The sequence below is a fragment of the Pseudomonas sp. B8(2017) genome, assembly GCF_002113575.1.
Taxonomy (GTDB): domain Bacteria; phylum Pseudomonadota; class Gammaproteobacteria; order Pseudomonadales; family Pseudomonadaceae; genus Aquipseudomonas; species Aquipseudomonas putida_Z.
The window spans coordinates 1-16,156 of sequence record NZ_NEIO01000015.1 but is presented as its reverse complement, the minus strand read 5'-3'; the positions used below and the strand labels follow the sequence as shown (position 1 = coordinate 16,156).

The following is a 16,156-nucleotide window of genomic DNA, read 5'->3' as shown; positions in this document are numbered from 1 at the left end:
GAAGCGTGAGCGTTTGAAGAATTTTCAGTGCTCACTCAAAGCTTTAGTTGTTTTGCGGAGCTGTCGCCAGCTTCGCATGGCTGCCGTTTATTTGAAACATACCGGAAATGAATGATTGCCTGTGCCGGCCTCTTCGCGGGTGAACCCGCTCCCACAGGATCACCATAACCTCAAGGCCTGTGTGGCCCCTGTGGGAGCGGGTTTACCCGCGAAGAGGCCGGCACAGGACAGCTCCATTTCTGATACCCAGAAATGAAAAAAGGGCCCCGAACAGAACGAAGGGCCCTTTATGTCCTGCACTTCCTGATCTTATTGACCCGGAATGTCCTTGCGCAGTTTCACCGGCTCATGCTCTTTGCCGTTCTTGCGGGCCAAGGCAGTGCGCATGCGGATGTTGATGGCTTCCACCGCCAGCGAGAACGCCATGGCGAAGTAGACGTAGCCCTTTGGCACATGCACGTCGAAAGCTTCGGCGATCAGCACGGTACCGACCACTATCAGGAACGACAGTGCGAGCATCTTCAGCGACGGGTGCTTGTCGATGAAGTCGCTGATGGTGCCGGCGCACAACATCATCACCAGCACGGCGACGATGATCGCGGCGATCATCACCGGTACGTGGGACACCATGCCCACCGCAGTGATCACCGAGTCCAGCGAGAACACGATGTCGATGATGGCGATCTGGATGATGGTGTAGAAGAACTTGCCACCCGCGCCTTTCGGCTCTTCCGGGTTCTCGTCCTCGCCTTCCAGGCCGTGATAGATCTCTTGCGAGCTTTTCCACAGCAGGAACAGGCCACCAAAGAACAGGATCAGGTCACGCCCGGAGATGCCCTGGCCCAGGACCACGAACAGGTCGGCGGTAAGGCGCATGACCCAGGTGATCGACAGCAGCAGCATGATACGGGTGACCATGGCCAGGGCCAGGCCGAAGATCCGGGTGCGCGGCTGCATGTGCTTGGGCATGCGGCTGACCAGAATCGAGATCATGATGATGTTGTCGATACCGAGGACGATCTCAAGCGCGGTAAGGGTGAAAAAGGCAACCCAGATTTCCGGGCTGGTCAGCCATTCCATGTGTTTTCCTTCGAACGGTAAAGGCGACGCGCCAGGATCAGGGCGCGTCGCGTTAGGGAAATACGCGTTTATTAAAGACTACTGAACAGCGGGAAAATGCCCATCAGCAGCGCGGCGAGCATTATGCACAGGCACACCAGCACTGCCCACTTCAAGGTGAAGCGCTGATGATCGCCGAACTCGATGCCGGCCAGGGCCACCAGCAGGTAGGTGGAGGGTACCAAGGGGCTGAGCAGGTGTACCGGTTGCCCGACGATCGACGCACGGGCCATTTCCACCGGGCTGATGCCGTAGTGGCTGGCAGCTTCGGCCAGCACCGGCAGCACGCCATAGTAGAACGCGTCGTTGGACATGAAGAAGGTGAACGGCATGCTCACGATCGCGGTGATCACCGCCAGGTATGGGCCCAGCGCCTCGGGGATGACCGACAGCAGGCTCTTGGACATGGCGTCGACCATGCCGGTGCCCGACAGGATGCCGGTGAAGATGCCGGCGGCAAAGATCAGCCCGGTGACCGCCAGCACGCTGCCGGCGTGGGCGGCGATGCGGTCTTTCTGCTGCTGCAGGCACGGGTAGTTGACGATCATGGCGATGCTGAAGGCGATCATGAACAGCACTGGCAGCGGCAGCACGCCGGCAATCAGCGCGACCATCAGGGCAGCGGTCAGGGCGCCGTTGAAGTACAGCAGTTTTGGCCGGCGCGCGTCCGGGTACTGCGAAACGGTGATTTCGCTGTGGTCGATGTCGTCGGTGGGTAGGTGCAACTCGCCCAGGCGGGCACGTTCACGCTTGCCGTACATGTAGGCGATGGCCAGGATCGCCAGCACGCCGAACAGCATGGCCGGGATCATCGGCACGAAGATGTCCGACGGGTCCACGTGCAGGGCGCTGGCGGCGCGGGCGGTCGGGCCACCCCAGGGGGTCATGTTCATCACCCCGCCGGCGAGAATGATCAGGCCGGCCATGATCCGCGGGCTCATGCCCAGGCGGCTGTACATCGGCAGCATGGCGGCGCAGCAGATCATGTAGGTGGTGGCGCCGTCACCGTCGAGCGAGACCACCAGGGCCAGTACTGCGGTGCCGACGGAGACTTTCAGCGGGTCACCCTTGACCAGCTTGAGGATCTTGCGCACGGCCGGGTCGAACAGGCCGGAGTCGATCATCAGGGCAAAATAGAGGATGGCGAACATCAGCATCACGCCGGTAGGTGCGAGCTTGCTGATGCCCTCGAGCATCATCGGGCCGATCTTGGCGGAAAAACCGCCGAACAGGGCGAACAGGATCGGTACCAGGATCAGCGCGATCAAGGCCGAAAGGCGCTTGGTCATGATCAGGTACATGAAGGTGATGACCATGGCAAAGCCGAGGAAGGTCAGCATGGCAATACTCCAGGCGTGGCGCGGCGAAAGGAACGTCGATTCGGGCGGATCAGCGCGCTTGGCGCTGTGCGGGGAGCATGCGGAGGGGGGCTACGGAAAGTCGGGCACAGGAATACATCAGAATCACCATTGTTGTTGTTGATTGGGCCGGGCGCGGTGGTTACCGGGTGCCCTGGCTGACCGGTCTTGTGCCGGTAGTGGGGGCTATCCTATGAGGGCAAGCTTTCAGCCAGCTTTCGCCGAAGCAAAGGCGACGAGAGGTAGGTGATGCAGGATGTGACCGAGGGTGGCTGCCATTGTGGCGCCTTGCGTTATCGGTTGGCGGGCGACCTGACGGACATTGCCCATTGCCATTGTTCTATCTGCCGGCGGGTCAGCGGCGGGCTGGTGGTGACCTGGCTCACCGTGCCCCGCTCGGGGTTCCAGTGGCTGGCGGGCGAGCCGAACTGCTATGTGGCACCGGCCAGTTGCAGCCGGTACTTCTGTGGGCATTGCGGGGCGCATGTGGCATTGGTGACTACACATAGCCCGGAGACGGTGGATGTGACGGTGGCGACGCTGGACCACCCGGAACGCGTCAGGGCCAACCGGCATATCTGGGTGGGTAGCCGGTTGCCTTGGTTGCATCTGGATGAGGATTTGCCTTCGGAGGCGGAGGAGAACCTGTAAGAGATTGTGTTGGTGCTGCTGGCCCTATCGCCGGCAAGCCAGCTCCCACAGGTACCCCACCACCTTCAGACCTATGGTGGTCTTGTGGGAGCTGGCTTGCCGGCGATAGGGCCGGTACAGCCATACTTACAACTGCAGGCCTCCTGCAGCCTTGTGCAATGCCCGCAGATGTTCGCCCACCTGCTTCACATTGGCTTCCACCGCCGCAATCTCCCTGGCCCGCGACGGCTCCAGCAGCGCCCTCACCTCTTTGTCCAGGCTCGTGCTCAAGCGCAGCAACTGCGCTTGCCGCTCGCTGCTGACTTGCTCCAGGTGCTTGCGCTCCTGCGGCTGCGGCAGCCCGTAGCCCTTGCTGTCGAGCAACTCTGCCGGGCGGCTGAGGAAGCCACTGTTGGCGAGCATCTGCCTGAGGGTCGCATCGGCCTTGCTGACGCTGCCATCGTTCAGCGCGGCGGCGTTCAGGTAGCGCTGCTTGACCTCGTCCTGGGCCAGCAGCAGTTGCCGGCGCAAGCTGGCCTGTTCAAGCAGCAGCAAGGCGGCGCTGGTGCGCAGGTCGGCCTGGGCGAACCAGCCCCGCCGTTGCTCGGCGTCAAGGGCCAGCCAGTCCTCGACCTTGTCCTGCTTGATTGGCAACTGCTTCTTCAACACCTCGAACATGGCCTGGTAACGGTCGCGGTAGGAGTCGAAGCGATAACCCAGGCGCAGCGCCTCGCGGGGGTCGTCGAGCACGCTGGTGTCGGCGAGCCCCCTGCCCTTGAGCACAGCCAGCAAGCCATTGGGCATGATGCTGTCGAGGTCGTTCAGGCGTGGGTTGGCGGTGCCGCTGCGCAGCAGCTTCAACGACTCTACTGCGCAGTTGTTGGACAGGAACCAGTAGTTGCCATCGTAGCTCCAGTGCATTTCGGCGGCCTGACGCACCAGGTTCTCGATCTCGTCGCGGTCGAGCCGCAAGGGCACCGAGGCCAGGCTGCGCAGTTCGGTCTTGGTGTACTCGTCGATCACCTGGCCCAGCGGCAGCACGAACAGGCGCGAGGGGTAGGCACCGACCAGGCCGTCCCAGCTGGAAAGCTGCACATCGTTGACGAAGGCGCGGTACGACAGCACCAGGCTCTGGTCGAGGTCCAGGCGGCAGTCCGGCCCGCGTGGGCGGCCCGGCTTGCAGATCACCAGGCGCAGCATGCTGTGGCCCCAGCGGCTGACCAGGTTCTGGTTGGCTTCGGCCAGCAGGTAGTCCACCTCATAGACCCGCTCGGGGTCGATTTCGCCCAGCGGTTGGCGGGCGAAGTCGCTGCCGGCATTGATGAACGGCAGGCCCTTGGCGCAGCTGTCCTGCTGCGGTGCCCAGCCGAAGTGTTCGCGCAGGTACTGGTTCAGCGCCGGACGGCGGCAGCCGTAGCTCGGGTCGAGGAGGAAGTACTCCATGTTGACCGCGATGTACTCCTTGGGGCTGCTCAGTTCATAGCTGTCGGGGCTGCGCACGAACTGGCCGTTGTGCTGCTCGCGCTCGCCGCGTCGGCCCACGTACTGCTGCCAGCCGGCCAGGTCGAGTAGGCGCGGGTCGTCGCTGAGTGTGAAGCGGCGCTCGGCCTGGCCACGGCATGCTTCGGGCAGGCCGACCTTGCCCAACGTACCTTGCTGGCGCTTGCAACGGGCGATCAGCGCGTTCTCGGCGCTGGGCCACAGCCGGGCACGGTCGTAGATATGGGTGAGTTCGTGCAGCACGGTGGCCAGCAGTTCTTCTCGCACCGTGCCATGCGGGCGGTTGGTGCGCTCGGTGGCAGCACTGCCATCGGTGAGGCTGGGCAGCAGGCGGCGATTGAGTTCGAGGGTAGATACCAGCGATGCCTGGCCATAGGCGTCGGCCTGCATGTTGTCGCGCCAGCTGACCCGCACCCGGCGGTTCAGCTGTTGCTTGAAGCGAGGGGGCAGCTTGCCCATGGCTTCGTCGAGCAGAGCCTGAGTGGCTTGGGCCTGCTGCGAGTCAAGGCCGGACGCCTGCAGCTCGAGCTGCAGGTCGGCCAGGGCGGGCGTGCCGAGCAGCGTCAGGGCGCAGCCGAGCAGCCAGGCGCGCACGCGGTTCACAGCGCGAGGATGGCTTCAGCCAGTACCTGGTCGCTGGCGTCGCGCGCTTGCGGCACGCGCTCGCGCAGGGTGTTGAAGGCGGCCTCGAGCTGGGCGCCGCGGATGTCACCGTTGCTGGCGACAAAGCTGGCGGCGTCGTCATGGGCTTCGCGCACCACTTTGGAATCGCGGATCGAGGTGGTGGTGTCAGAGGTGAAATCGATCGAACGGCCAAAGGCCCGCACGATGATATTGCTGGTGGCCACCAGGGTCTGTGCCTGGGCCAGGTCGGCCAGCAGCAGCATGCCGAGGGTAGCGGCAATCAGCGGTTTACGCATGGAGCATCTCCGAAAAATACAGGGAGTCAGATGTAATTATTGGACGAGAATTGCCTGCGCCAGTTCCAGATCGCCGACGGTATGCCGTGCGCAATTGTGGCGTAGTGATTCCAGTGCTGCCTCCAGCCGCGCACCGCGGATCTGGCCGTCGCTGGCGACGAAGGCAGCGGCATCGTCCTGGGCCTGGCGGACCAGTTTGCGGTCGAACGGTGCGGTGGTGACCTGGCTGGTGACATAGCCGGTGATGACCAGGCTTTGCGTAGTGGTATCCATGGCATGGGCGCTGGCCATGCCAACAACGGAGAACAGCAACGGCAACAGATAACGCATGGGCTCTACAACAGCTGGAAACGTGGGCGGCAATGGTGAGTACGGCTGTGCTGGTGGTGACCAGCACAGCTGAACGGATCAGCCGGGGTCAGAGCGCAAGGATGGCCTGGGCCAGTTGCGCGTCGCTGGCCTGCAGGGCTGGCATCTGCGAGCGGATGTGCAGGAAAGCGCTTTCCAGCTTGGCACCGCGGATGTCGCCCTGGCTGCCAACGAAGCTGGCGGCGTCGTCACGGGCGGCCTGGACGATCTTGTCGTCACGGAACGAGGAGGAAATATCGGAAGTGGCATCGGTGGACGCGGCCACTGCGCCAACGACGGCATCGGTGGTGACAACGAAGCTGGTGGCGTTTGCGGTGCCGGCCAGGCTCAGCATCAGGGCGGCGCCAATCAGGTATTTACGGGACATGATCGTGGACTCCTGGACTAGGGTCGGGTGGTTCTGCTTTATCGGACGCTCGCACAGCTCGTCGCGGTACTTTTTCAACAGTGCGTTCTACCAGACTGTTACGCCAAGCGTATCACGCGCCGGTGTTTCTGGATGTTAATGAACAGCGCACCAATAAACTGTTATGGTTTGTTTTATGATTTTACAAACTGTACAGGTCCGCCTGCAAAAGGCTCTACCATGCCGCCTGCAAACAAAAAACCCGTCGCAGTCACCTGCAACGGGTTTCGGGAATTCGCGGTGCCGGCCGAAGCCGGCAAGCCGGAGCTTAGCGCCAGAAAGGCTTGCTCAGCTCTTCGTAACGCTGCGACTCGCTGATACCGGCGTCGGCCAGCAGGCGGGCGTCCAGGCGAGCCAATTGACGGCGGCTGGCCATGCGGCGCTGCCACAGCAGCAAGGTGGACAGAGCGCGCAGCGGCAGCGAAGCGTTGGATTGTTGGGCGTTGCTTTCAAAAACCAGACCGGAACTGAGGGTACGTTCCATGATGTTTCATCCTTCCGCTTATGGCGGGATTAGGTAGTGATTTAACTGATGCCAATGATCCTCCTCTGTCGTCCATAACAGTAGATACAGTTCGGTTGAAAGACGATGGTCCAGTTAACTGTGTAACCCTACTGTTGCACTCGAAACTGGCGTAACTGTACTGGTCCGCCCTTATTTGGTGCACTTTGATTTGATGAAGAGGATTTTTCAGCCGGGAAGGCGCAAAAACACCAGTACAGTAGTACAGATTCTGTTGCAGATTGCGGCGGGAGTGTATCGATGAAAGGGTTTGACTGTTATGGCCCCTTCGCGGGCTTGCCCGCTCCTACAAGGTAAAGTGCTGCCCTTGAGGGTTGCACATGACCTGTGGGAGCGGGCAAGCCCGCGAAGAGGCCGGAACAGCGGAAGCAGGGCCGCCGTTCCATTCCTCATTTGTATCAGCTAGCCAGCATGCGCCCGGTTTCTTCCAGGTTCTCATGCCAGCTCAGGGCTTCGCGCAGGATGTGCGGGGTGTGGCCGCCACGCTGGCAGGCGCGATCAAAGTAGTCGTTCAGCGCTGCGCGGTAGTCCGGGTGCACACAGTTGTCGATGATCGCCCGGGCGCGCTCACGTGGCGCCAGGCCACGCAGGTCGGCCAGGCCTTGCTCGGTGACCAGAATGTCAACGTCGTGCTCGGTATGGTCGACATGGCTGACCATCGGCACCACGCTGGAAATCGCGCCACCCTTGGCAATCGACTTGGTGACGAACACGGCAAGGTGGGCGTTACGGGCGAAGTCACCCGAGCCGCCGATGCCGTTCATCATCTTGGTGCCGCAGACATGGGTGGAGTTGACGTTGCCGTAGATGTCGAACTCCAGCGCGGTATTGATACCGATGATGCCCAGGCGACGGACCACTTCCGGGTGGTTGGAAATTTCTTGCGGGCGCAGAACCAGCTTGTCCTTGTAACGCTCCAGGTTGCCGAACACGTCGGCGTTGCGGCGCGTCGACAAGGTGATCGAGCTGCCCGAGGCGAAGCTCAGCTTGCCGGCGTCGATCAGGTCGAAGGTCGAATCCTGCAGTACTTCGGAGTACATGGTTAGGTCTTCGAACGGCGACTCGATCAGGCCGCACATCACTGCGTTGGCGATGCTGCCGATACCGGCCTGCAGCGGGCCAAGCTTGTTGGTCATGCGGCCAGCTTCGACTTCTTTCTTGAGGAAGTTGATCAGGTGGTCGGCGATGCCCTGGGTTTCGTCATCCGGCGGCAATACGGTGGACGGCGAGTCTGGCTGGTCGCTGATGACGATGCCGACGATCTTGGCCGGGTCGATCGGGATGGCGGTGCTGCCGATACGGTCGTCGACCTTGACCAGCGGGATTGGCGTGCGGGTCGGGCGGTAGGTCGGGATATAGATGTCGTGCAGGCCTTCGAGGTTGGTGTTGTGCGAGAGGTTGATCTCGACAATTACCTGCTTGGCGAAGATCGCGAAGCTGGCCGAGTTGCCCACCGAGGTGGTTGGCACGATGTGGCCCTGCTCGGTGATGGCCACGGCTTCGATGACCGCGATGTCCGGCAGCTTCAGCTGCTGGTTGCGCAGCTGCTCGACGGTTTCCGACAGGTGCTGGTCGATGAACATCACCTGGCCGTCGTTGATGGCCTTGCGCAGGGTGCTGTCGACCTGGAACGGCATGCGGCGAGCCAGCACGCCGGCCTCGGTCAGTTGCTTGTCCAGGTCGTTGCCCAGGCTGGCGCCGGTCATCAGGCTGATTTTCAGTGGCGACTGCTTGGCACGTTCGGCCAGTGCATGTGGTACGGCCTTGGCTTCGCCGGCGCGGGTGAAACCGCTCATTCCGACGGTCATGCCGTCCTCGATCAGACCAGCGGCATCAGCCGCACTCATTACCTTGCTGTGCAGGGAGGACAAGCGGATACGATCACGGTACATGGATTGTTATCTCGGGCTACTGAAACTACTGCAGCGCAGTCTAGAGACTTCGCCCCTTGCCGTCCCACGACCATGGTCGTATGAGAAGCCTTGGAATAGAGCCGTTGATCCGGATCAATAAAAGAAAAGCCCCGGCAGATTCTGACCGGGGCTTCCTTTATATCAGCTGGTTTGCAGCGGCCGTTGTCACTCCACCGCCTTGACCATGTCTTCGATGACCTTCTTGGCGTCGCCGAACACCATCATGGTCTTGTCGAGATAGAACAGTTCGTTATCCAGGCCGGCATAGCCGCTGGCCATGGAGCGCTTGTTGACGATGATGGTCTTGGCCTTGAACGCTTCGAGGATCGGCATGCCAGCGATCGGCGACTTGGGATCGTTCTTCGCCGCCGGGTTGACCACGTCGTTGGCGCCCAGCACCAGCACCACATCGGCCTGGCCGAACTCGGCGTTGATGTCTTCCATCTCGAACACCTGGTCGTATGGCACTTCGGCCTCGGCCAACAGCACGTTCATGTGCCCGGGCATACGGCCCGCCACCGGGTGGATCGCGTACTTCACGGTCACGCCGTTGTGGCTCAGCTTCTCGGTCAACTCCTTCAGCGCGTGCTGGGCGCGAGCCACCGCCAGGCCGTAACCCGGGACGATGATCACGCTGTCGGCGTTGCTGAGCAGGAAGGTGGCATCGTCGGCAGAGCCGGACTTTACCGGGCGCTGCTCTTTGGAGCCTTGCGCCGCGCCGGCATCGGTATCACCACCGAAGCCACCGAGGATGACGTTGAAGAACGAACGGTTCATCGCCTTGCACATGATGTACGAGAGGATGGCACCGGACGAGCCGACCAGGGAGCCTGCGATGATCAGCATCGAGTTGTTCAGCGAGAAGCCGATACCGGCCGCTGCCCAGCCCGAATAGCTGTTGAGCATCGACACCACCACCGGCATGTCGGCGCCCCCGATCGGAATAATGATCAGCACGCCCATGATGAAGGCCAAGACCAGCATCAGGGTGAAGGCACTGTAGTGGCCAGTGAAGGTGAACAGCAGGCCCAGGGCAATGGTGGTCAGGCCGAGGATCAGGTTCAGCTTGTGCTGGCCGGCGAACTGTACCGGTGCGCCCTGGAACAGGCGGAACTTGTACTTGCCCGACAGCTTGCCGAAGGCGATCACCGAGCCGGAGAAGGTAATGGCACCGATGGCTGCGCCTAGGAACAGTTCCAGGCGGTTGCCGGTGGGGATCGGGTCGCTCATGGCGGCAACGATGCCCATCGATTGCGGTTCCAGCACCGCGGCGATGGCGATGAACACCGCAGCCAGGCCGATCATGCTGTGCATGAAGGCGACCAGTTCCGGCATCTTGGTCATCTCGACGCGCTTGGCCATGATCGAACCGGCGGTGCCGCCGACCAGCAGGCCAACGAGGACGTAGCCGATGCCGGCGGTAGCAAGCTCGGCCCCGAGCTTATAAATGAGGCCGACCGTAGTGACGATGGCGATACCCATGCCGATCATGCCGAACAGGTTGCCGCGCCGCGAGGTAGTCGGGTGCGACAGGCCCTTGAGCGCCTGGATGAAGCACACCGAGGCGACGAGGTAGAGGAGCGTTACCAGATTCATGCTCATGCTTACTTCTGCGCCTCGTTCTTGGTTTTCTTCTTGAACATCTCAAGCATGCGACGGGTGACCAGGAAGCCACCGAACACGTTGACCGCGGCCAGGGCCACCGCCAGGGTGCCCATCAGCTTGCCGGCCGGGGTCACCGTCAGGGCGGCGGCCAGCATGGCGCCGACGATGACGATCGCGGAGATGGCGTTGGTCACGGCCATCAGCGGCGTGTGCAGTGCCGGGGTGACGTTCCACACCACGTGGTAGCCCACATAGATGGCCAGCACGAAGATGATCAGGTTGTAGATGCCATGGGAAATCAGCATGTCTTCCATTGTCGTGCTCCTTAGCCGTTCTTGCGGACGACCTGACCATCACGGCACATCAGGCAGGCCGCGACGATGTCGTCTTCGAGGTTGATGACCAGCGCGCCGTCCTTGTCGAACAGCAGCTTCATGAAGTCCAGCAGGTTGCGTGCATACAGTGCCGAGGCATCGGCGCCCACCTGGGCCGGCAGGTTGGTCGGGCCGACGATGATCACGCCGTTCTCCTGTACCACCTGGTCGGCGACGGTCAGTGGGCAGTTGCCGCCTTGGGCTGCTGCGAGGTCGATGACCACCGAGCCGGGCTTCATCTGCGCGACGGTTTCGGCGCTGAGCAGGGTCGGCGCCTTGCGCCCCGGGATAAGCGCAGTGGTAATGACGATATCCGCCTGCTTGGCGCGCTCGTGCACGGCCTGGGCCTGGCGTTGCATCCAGCTGGCCGGCATCGGCCGGGCGTAACCGCCGACACCTTCGGCGCACTCGCGCTCTTCATCGGTTTCGTAGGGTACGTCGATGAACTTGGCGCCCAGCGACTCGATCTGCTCCTTCACGGCCGGGCGTACGTCGGACGCCTCGATCACTGCGCCCAGGCGCTTGGCCGTGGCAATGGCCTGCAGGCCGGCAACGCCCGCGCCCAGGATCAGTACGCGCGCGGCCTTGACGGTACCTGCGGCGGTCATGAGCATGGGCATGAAGCGTGGGTAGTGATGGGCAGCCAGCAACACCGCCTTGTAACCGGCGATGTTGGCCTGCGACGACAGCACGTCCAGGCTCTGCGCCCGCGAGGTGCGCGGCGCGGCTTCCAGGGCGAACGCGGTAATGCCGCGCTCGGCCATCTTGCCGATCAGCTCGCTGTTGAAGGGGTTGAGCATGCCCACCAGGAGGCTGCCACTGTTGATCAGGGCCAGTTCCTGGTCGTTGGGGGCGACCACTTTGAGCACCAATTGGGCGCCGTAGGCATCGGCTGCACTCCCCAGGGAAGCACCCACGGCCTCATAGGCACTGTCCGGAATGCTGGCATTGAGCCCTGCCCCCCGTTGGACGGTGACCTGATGGCCCTGGCCAATCAGTTTCTTGATGGTTTCCGGGGTCGCAGCGACCCTTGTCTCACCGGTCTGCGTCTCGAGAGGAACACCAATGTGCACGACTATTTCTCCTGCGGTGACCTTTTGTCTTTTTAAAAGCCAGCGCACTTCGGATGGTGCGCTGGGGCGGCTGTGGAGCGCCGACCCGCCGAATCCCGGGCGGGCGAAGCATTTTGCAGACGAAGCCAGAGGCCTTCAACCGGTTCTGGAGCGAAACGAAGTCAAAACTACAAGTCACCCTGTGACCGTATGTCGCAACGGTCAGGCTGCAGCCTGTCAAACATAGGCTATTGGCAGATTAGGAGAAAAAAACAAAAATTTTGCGGTCAATTCGCTTACGGCTTGGTGAATGTCGCAAAATAACCCGCAAAGCCGCGCCGTAAGCAGGGTTAAAGCGGATTTTTGCACCCTGCATAACAGTTTATGTAGATGCGACAAATACATATATCTGTAGGTGTTCAAAATAATTGACTACGGAGTCAATTTATCGCGCTTGCCTACGTCTTCGCCGTATACGCCTGAGCCTGGCTCACCAGCCAGTCGCGGAAGGCGCGCAGCGAAGCCGACTCCACCTTGCGCTCCGGAATCATCAGATAGTAGGCCTTGTCACTACTCAGGGCATGCCTGTTAGCGACCACCAACCTACCCTCCTCCAGCTCGCGCTGGATCAGGAACGGCGGAATCAGCGCGATGCCCATCTCATGCATGGCCGCCTGGGCGAGCATCGAGAATAGTTCATAGCGCGGGCCTGTCATGTCGCGTTCCACATTCATGCCGACACTGCCGAACCATTGCCGCCAGGCATAGGGACGCGTGCTCTGCTGCAGCAGTGGCAGTTGGGCAATACGCTGCGCGTCGAGTGTGCCCTGCCCGCCCAGCAGCGCCGGGCTGCACACCGGTACCGGGTTTTCCCCCATCAGCCGGTGCGACTGGGTGCCGGACCAGTCGGCATCGCCGAAGTAGATAGCGGCATCGAAGGTGGTGTCGGCAAACAGGAATGGCCGGGTGCGGTTGGTGAGGTTGACCGTGACCTCCGGGTGGCGCTGCTGGAAGTCCTTGAGCCGCGGTAGCAGCCATTGGGTGCCGAAGGTAGGCACCACGGCCAGCTCGATCACGTTGGCGCCCTGCTGGCGCATTACCGACAAGGTGTCGCGCTCTACCGCGTCCAGTTGGGCGGCCACCTGGCGGCTGTAGGAAAGGCCGGCTTCGGTCAGTTTTACGCCGCGACGCGAGCGGCGGAACAGTTCCACATTGAGAAAGGCTTCCAGGCCGCCTATCTGCCGACAGACGGCACCCTGGGTCAGGGCGAGTTCCTGGGCGGCCTTGGTAAAGCTCTCGTTGCGCGCCGCCGCCTCGAAGCAAACCAGGGCGGCGGTACTGGGGATCTTGCGGCGCATGTACGTCAACCTCACTCGTAAGGCTGTAAATATGGTGTTTTGCCGATTTACGAAGTGACAAATTATCACTAATTGGTGCGCAATCCTCGTTTGTCCCGGCGGCCGATCAGGCCTAGGCTCAAAGGCACAAGAAACTGCTCCCTATTTCGAGGATTTCGCTCATGGCCGGTAAAGCAAGCTTCAACTGGATCGACCCGCTGCTGCTCGATCAGCAGCTCACTGAAGAAGAGCGCATGGTGCGTGACAGCGCTTATCAGTTCGCCCAGGACAAGCTGGCCCCGCGTGTGCTCGAGGCCTTCCGTCATGAACAGACCGACCCGGCAATCTTCCGTGAAATGGGTGAGGTCGGGTTGCTGGGCGCCACCATTCCCGAGCAATACGGTGGCAGTGGCCTGAACTACGTGTGCTACGGCCTGATTGCTCGCGAGGTAGAGCGCATCGACTCGGGTTACCGCTCGATGATGAGCGTGCAGTCGTCGCTGGTGATGGTGCCAATCAACGAGTTCGGTACCGAGGCACAAAAGCAGAAGTACCTGCCCAAGCTGGCCAGCGGCGAGTGGATCGGTTGCTTCGGCCTGACCGAGCCCAACCATGGTTCCGACCCGGGTTCGATGATCACCCGTGCCCGGAAGGTCGACGGCGGCTACCGCCTGACCGGCAGCAAGATGTGGATCACCAACAGCCCTATCGCCGATGTATTCGTGGTCTGGGCCAAGGACGATGCGGGTGATATCCGCGGCTTTGTTCTGGAAAAGGGTTGGCAAGGCCTCAGCGCGCCGGCGATTCACGGCAAGGTCGGCCTGCGCGCCTCGATCACTGGCGAAATCGTCATGGACAACGTGTTCGTGCCGGAGGAAAACATCTTCCCGGATGTGCGCGGTCTCAAAGGCCCGTTCACCTGCCTGAACTCCGCCCGCTATGGCATCTCGTGGGGTGCGCTGGGCGCTGCGGAAGCCTGCTGGCACACCGCGCGTCAGTACACCCTGGACCGTCAGCAATTCGGTCGCCCGTTGGCTGCCAACCAGCTGATCCAGAAGAAGCTGGCCGACATGCAGACCGAAATCACCCTGGCGCTGCAGGGCTGCCTGCGTCTGGGGCGGATGAAGGACGAAGGCACGGCTGCAGTGGAGATCACGTCGATCATGAAGCGCAACTCCTGTGGCAAGGCGCTGGATATTGCCCGCATGGCGCGTGACATGCTGGGTGGCAATGGCATTTCCGATGAGTTCGGCGTGGCTCGTCACCTGGTCAACCTCGAGGTGGTCAACACCTATGAAGGTACTCACGATGTGCATGCACTGATCCTGGGGCGTGCGCAGACCGGCATCCAGGCCTTCTATTGATAAGGAGCCAGCCCATGGGCGCGCTATCACATCTGCGGGTGCTGGACCTTTCTCGCGTGTTGGCCGGCCCATGGTCTGGCCAGATTCTCGCTGACCTTGGCGCCGATGTGATCAAGGTCGAGCGCCCTGGTAGTGGTGACGATACCCGCTCGTGGGGGCCGCCCTTCCTCAAGGATGCCGAGGGTGAGAACACCAGTGAGGCGGCCTATTACCTGTCGGCCAACCGCAACAAGCGCTCGGTTACCATCGACTTCACCCAGGCCGAGGGGCAGCGCCTGGTACGTGAGTTGGCGGCGAAGTCCGATATCGTCATCGAAAACTTCAAGGTTGGTGGGTTGGCTGCCTATGGCCTGGACTACCAGAGCCTGAAGGCGATCAACCCGCGGCTTATCTATTGTTCCATCACCGGGTTCGGCCAGACCGGGCCTTATGCCAGGCGCGCGGGTTATGACTTCATGATCCAGGGGTTGGGCGGGCTGATGAGCCTGACCGGCCGCCCGGAAGGTGAAGAAGGTGCGGGGCCGGTCAAGGTAGGGGTGGCGCTGACCGACATCCTTACCGGGTTGTATTCCACGGTGGCGATCCTCGCTGCCCTCGCCCATCGCGAGCAGACCGGGGTGGGCCAGCATATCGACATGGCGTTGCTCGATGTGCAGGTGGCCTGCCTGGCGAACCAGGCGATGAACTACCTGACCACGGGCAACCCGCCTCGTCGCCTGGGTAATGCGCACCCCAATATCGTGCCTTATCAGGATTTTCCGACGGCGGATGGCGACTTCATCCTTACCGTGGGCAACGATAGCCAGTTCCGCAAGTTCGCCGAGGTGGCCGGTCAGCCGCAGTGGGCGGACGACCCGCGTTTCGTTACCAACAAGCTGCGGGTTGCCAACCGGGCCGAGCTGATTCCTTTGATCCGCCAGGCCACGGTGTTCAAGACCACGGCGGAGTGGGTGAGCCAACTGGAGGCTGCAGGGGTGCCGTGCGGGCCTATCAATGACCTGGCGCAGATGTTCCAGGACCCGCAGGTTCTGGCGCGCGGATTGGCGGTGAGCATTCCGCATCCGTTGGCGGGGAGTGTGCCGCAGGTGGCGAGCCCGATACGGTTGTCGGAGACGCCGGTTGAGTACCGTCGGGCGCCGCCGTTGCTGGGTGAACATACCGAGGTGGTGCTGGAGGATGTATTGGGGCTGGATGCCGGTGAGGTGCAGCGGCTGCGCAGTACCGGTGTGCTTTAAGGGCGTTTGGCCTTGGTGAAAAGCGGGGAGGCCGTCAGGCCTCCCCGCTTTGCTTTTCAGCGATATCAGGGTTTCTTGAAATTAAGGGTTGACGCGGTTTCGAATCCCCTTATAATGCGCCCCACTTCTGACGTAGTCGAAGCGCAAAACTTCTTGTAAATCAATTGGTTAAGCGATTCAGGTAGTATCAGGAGTGCTTCGGTCGAATGATCGGCAGCGGTTGAGATGATGGTTGACAGCGCTTCTAAACGCTGTATGATTCGCCTCCCGCTACGAGAGATCGCAGCGAGTCAAGTGTTTGAAGCTAAACGAGTTTCTCGCAAAAACTTCAAAATAAACGCTTGACAGACCCTGAGGAAAGCGTAGAATGCGCGCCTCGGTTGAGACGAAAAGCTCTTAACCAAACGCTCTTTAACAAATCGAATCAAGCAATTCGTGTGGGTGCTTGTGA

The 16,156-nt window shown here is 61.6% G+C and carries 15 protein-coding genes; 3 read left to right on the top strand and 12 right to left on the bottom strand.

Annotated elements, in window-relative coordinates; translation table 11 throughout:
- Positions 1-309: 309 nt before the first annotated feature.
- Entirely contained in the window at positions 310-1,080 is a 771-nt protein-coding gene (locus CAG22_RS19525; protein ID WP_025337243.1) for a TerC family protein, read from the bottom strand.
- 71 nt (positions 1,081-1,151) lie between these two features.
- On the bottom strand, positions 1,152-2,459 hold the full coding sequence (locus CAG22_RS19520) for a CitMHS family transporter (protein ID WP_015268498.1): 1,308 nt from the start codon (positions 2,457-2,459) through the stop codon (positions 1,152-1,154).
- 267 nt (positions 2,460-2,726) lie between these two features.
- On the opposite strand from CAG22_RS19520, the gene CAG22_RS19515 reads away from it, so the two are divergent.
- On the top strand, positions 2,727-3,128 hold the full coding sequence (locus tag CAG22_RS19515) for a GFA family protein (RefSeq protein WP_085705988.1): 402 nt from the start codon (positions 2,727-2,729) through the stop codon (positions 3,126-3,128).
- Between the two features lie 126 nt (positions 3,129-3,254).
- Here CAG22_RS19515 and CAG22_RS19510 read toward each other — a convergent pair whose 3' ends face one another.
- From CAG22_RS19510 to CAG22_RS19465, 10 genes are all read right to left on the bottom strand, one after another.
- Positions 3,255-5,210 (bottom strand): DUF4105 domain-containing protein, encoded by a 1,956-nt coding sequence (locus CAG22_RS19510; protein WP_085691572.1) that lies wholly within the window; start codon positions 5,208-5,210, stop codon positions 3,255-3,257.
- Positions 5,207-5,527 carry a DUF2388 domain-containing protein gene (locus CAG22_RS19505; RefSeq protein ID WP_003256970.1) on the bottom strand — a complete coding sequence of 107 codons (321 nt, stop codon included), beginning with the start codon at positions 5,525-5,527 and terminating at the stop codon, positions 5,207-5,209. Before CAG22_RS19505 ends, CAG22_RS19510 begins: the two co-directional genes overlap by 4 nt.
- 36 nt (positions 5,528-5,563) lie before the next feature.
- The gene (locus CAG22_RS19500; protein ID WP_025337246.1) at positions 5,564-5,857 is read right to left on the bottom strand and encodes a DUF2388 domain-containing protein; all 294 of its coding nucleotides are present in this window, start codon (positions 5,855-5,857) and stop codon (positions 5,564-5,566) included.
- 88 nt (positions 5,858-5,945) lie between these two features.
- Entirely contained in the window at positions 5,946-6,263 is a 318-nt protein-coding gene (locus CAG22_RS19495; protein WP_025337247.1) for a DUF2388 domain-containing protein, read from the bottom strand.
- Positions 6,264-6,570: 307 nt separating this feature from the next.
- Entirely contained in the window at positions 6,571-6,786 is a 216-nt protein-coding gene (locus CAG22_RS19490; RefSeq protein WP_003256968.1) for a DUF1127 domain-containing protein, read from the bottom strand.
- A gap of 437 nt (positions 6,787-7,223) precedes the next feature.
- Entirely contained in the window at positions 7,224-8,717 is a 1,494-nt protein-coding gene (locus CAG22_RS19485) for an acetyl-CoA hydrolase/transferase family protein (protein WP_013970344.1), read from the bottom strand.
- Between the two features lie 186 nt (positions 8,718-8,903).
- Complete coding sequence (locus CAG22_RS19480) at positions 8,904-10,340, bottom strand: NAD(P)(+) transhydrogenase (Re/Si-specific) subunit beta (RefSeq protein ID WP_015268505.1); 1,437 nt, start codon at positions 10,338-10,340, stop codon at positions 8,904-8,906.
- Between the two features lie 2 nt (positions 10,341-10,342).
- Positions 10,343-10,657 (bottom strand): NAD(P) transhydrogenase subunit alpha, encoded by a 315-nt coding sequence (locus CAG22_RS19475; protein ID WP_003256966.1) that lies wholly within the window; start codon positions 10,655-10,657, stop codon positions 10,343-10,345.
- A gap of 11 nt (positions 10,658-10,668) precedes the next feature.
- On the bottom strand, positions 10,669-11,790 hold the full coding sequence (locus CAG22_RS19470) for a Re/Si-specific NAD(P)(+) transhydrogenase subunit alpha (RefSeq protein ID WP_015268506.1): 1,122 nt from the start codon (positions 11,788-11,790) through the stop codon (positions 10,669-10,671).
- A 437-nt stretch (positions 11,791-12,227) separates the two neighbouring features.
- The gene (locus CAG22_RS19465; RefSeq protein ID WP_054572517.1) at positions 12,228-13,127 is read right to left on the bottom strand and encodes a LysR family transcriptional regulator; all 900 of its coding nucleotides are present in this window, start codon (positions 13,125-13,127) and stop codon (positions 12,228-12,230) included.
- A gap of 161 nt (positions 13,128-13,288) precedes the next feature.
- Here CAG22_RS19465 and CAG22_RS19460 point away from each other — a divergent pair, with 161 nt between their 5' ends.
- Together CAG22_RS19460 and CAG22_RS19455 are read left to right on the top strand one after the other, a co-directional pair.
- Positions 13,289-14,470, top strand: a complete 1,182-nt coding sequence (locus CAG22_RS19460) for an acyl-CoA dehydrogenase (RefSeq protein ID WP_003252907.1) — start codon at positions 13,289-13,291, stop codon at positions 14,468-14,470.
- Positions 14,471-14,484: 14 nt separating this feature from the next.
- Entirely contained in the window at positions 14,485-15,705 is a 1,221-nt protein-coding gene (locus CAG22_RS19455) for a CaiB/BaiF CoA-transferase family protein (RefSeq protein ID WP_085705987.1), read from the top strand.
- Positions 15,706-16,156: the final 451 nt, after the last annotated feature.

Excerpts from the sequence above, each read along its gene's own strand:
- CAG22_RS19525 (WP_025337243.1), bottom strand. The coding sequence starts at position 1,080 with ATGGAATGGCTGACCAGCCCGGAAATCTGGGTTGCCTTTTTCACCCTT.
- CAG22_RS19520 (WP_015268498.1), bottom strand. The coding sequence starts at position 2,459 with ATGCTGACCTTCCTCGGCTTTGCCATGGTCATCACCTTCATGTACCTG.
- CAG22_RS19515 (WP_085705988.1), top strand. The coding sequence starts at position 2,727 with ATGCAGGATGTGACCGAGGGTGGCTGCCATTGTGGCGCCTTGCGTTAT.
- CAG22_RS19505 (WP_003256970.1), bottom strand. The coding sequence starts at position 5,527 with ATGCGTAAACCGCTGATTGCCGCTACCCTCGGCATGCTGCTGCTGGCC.
- CAG22_RS19500 (WP_025337246.1), bottom strand. The coding sequence starts at position 5,857 with ATGCGTTATCTGTTGCCGTTGCTGTTCTCCGTTGTTGGCATGGCCAGC.
- CAG22_RS19495 (WP_025337247.1), bottom strand. The coding sequence starts at position 6,263 with ATGTCCCGTAAATACCTGATTGGCGCCGCCCTGATGCTGAGCCTGGCC.
- CAG22_RS19490 (WP_003256968.1), bottom strand. The coding sequence starts at position 6,786 with ATGGAACGTACCCTCAGTTCCGGTCTGGTTTTTGAAAGCAACGCCCAA.
- CAG22_RS19485 (WP_013970344.1), bottom strand. The coding sequence starts at position 8,717 with ATGTACCGTGATCGTATCCGCTTGTCCTCCCTGCACAGCAAGGTAATG.
- CAG22_RS19480 (WP_015268505.1), bottom strand. The coding sequence starts at position 10,340 with ATGAGCATGAATCTGGTAACGCTCCTCTACCTCGTCGCCTCGGTGTGC.
- CAG22_RS19475 (WP_003256966.1), bottom strand. The coding sequence starts at position 10,657 with ATGGAAGACATGCTGATTTCCCATGGCATCTACAACCTGATCATCTTC.
- CAG22_RS19465 (WP_054572517.1), bottom strand. The coding sequence starts at position 13,127 with ATGCGCCGCAAGATCCCCAGTACCGCCGCCCTGGTTTGCTTCGAGGCG.
- CAG22_RS19460 (WP_003252907.1), top strand. The coding sequence starts at position 13,289 with ATGGCCGGTAAAGCAAGCTTCAACTGGATCGACCCGCTGCTGCTCGAT.
- CAG22_RS19455 (WP_085705987.1), top strand. The coding sequence starts at position 14,485 with ATGGGCGCGCTATCACATCTGCGGGTGCTGGACCTTTCTCGCGTGTTG.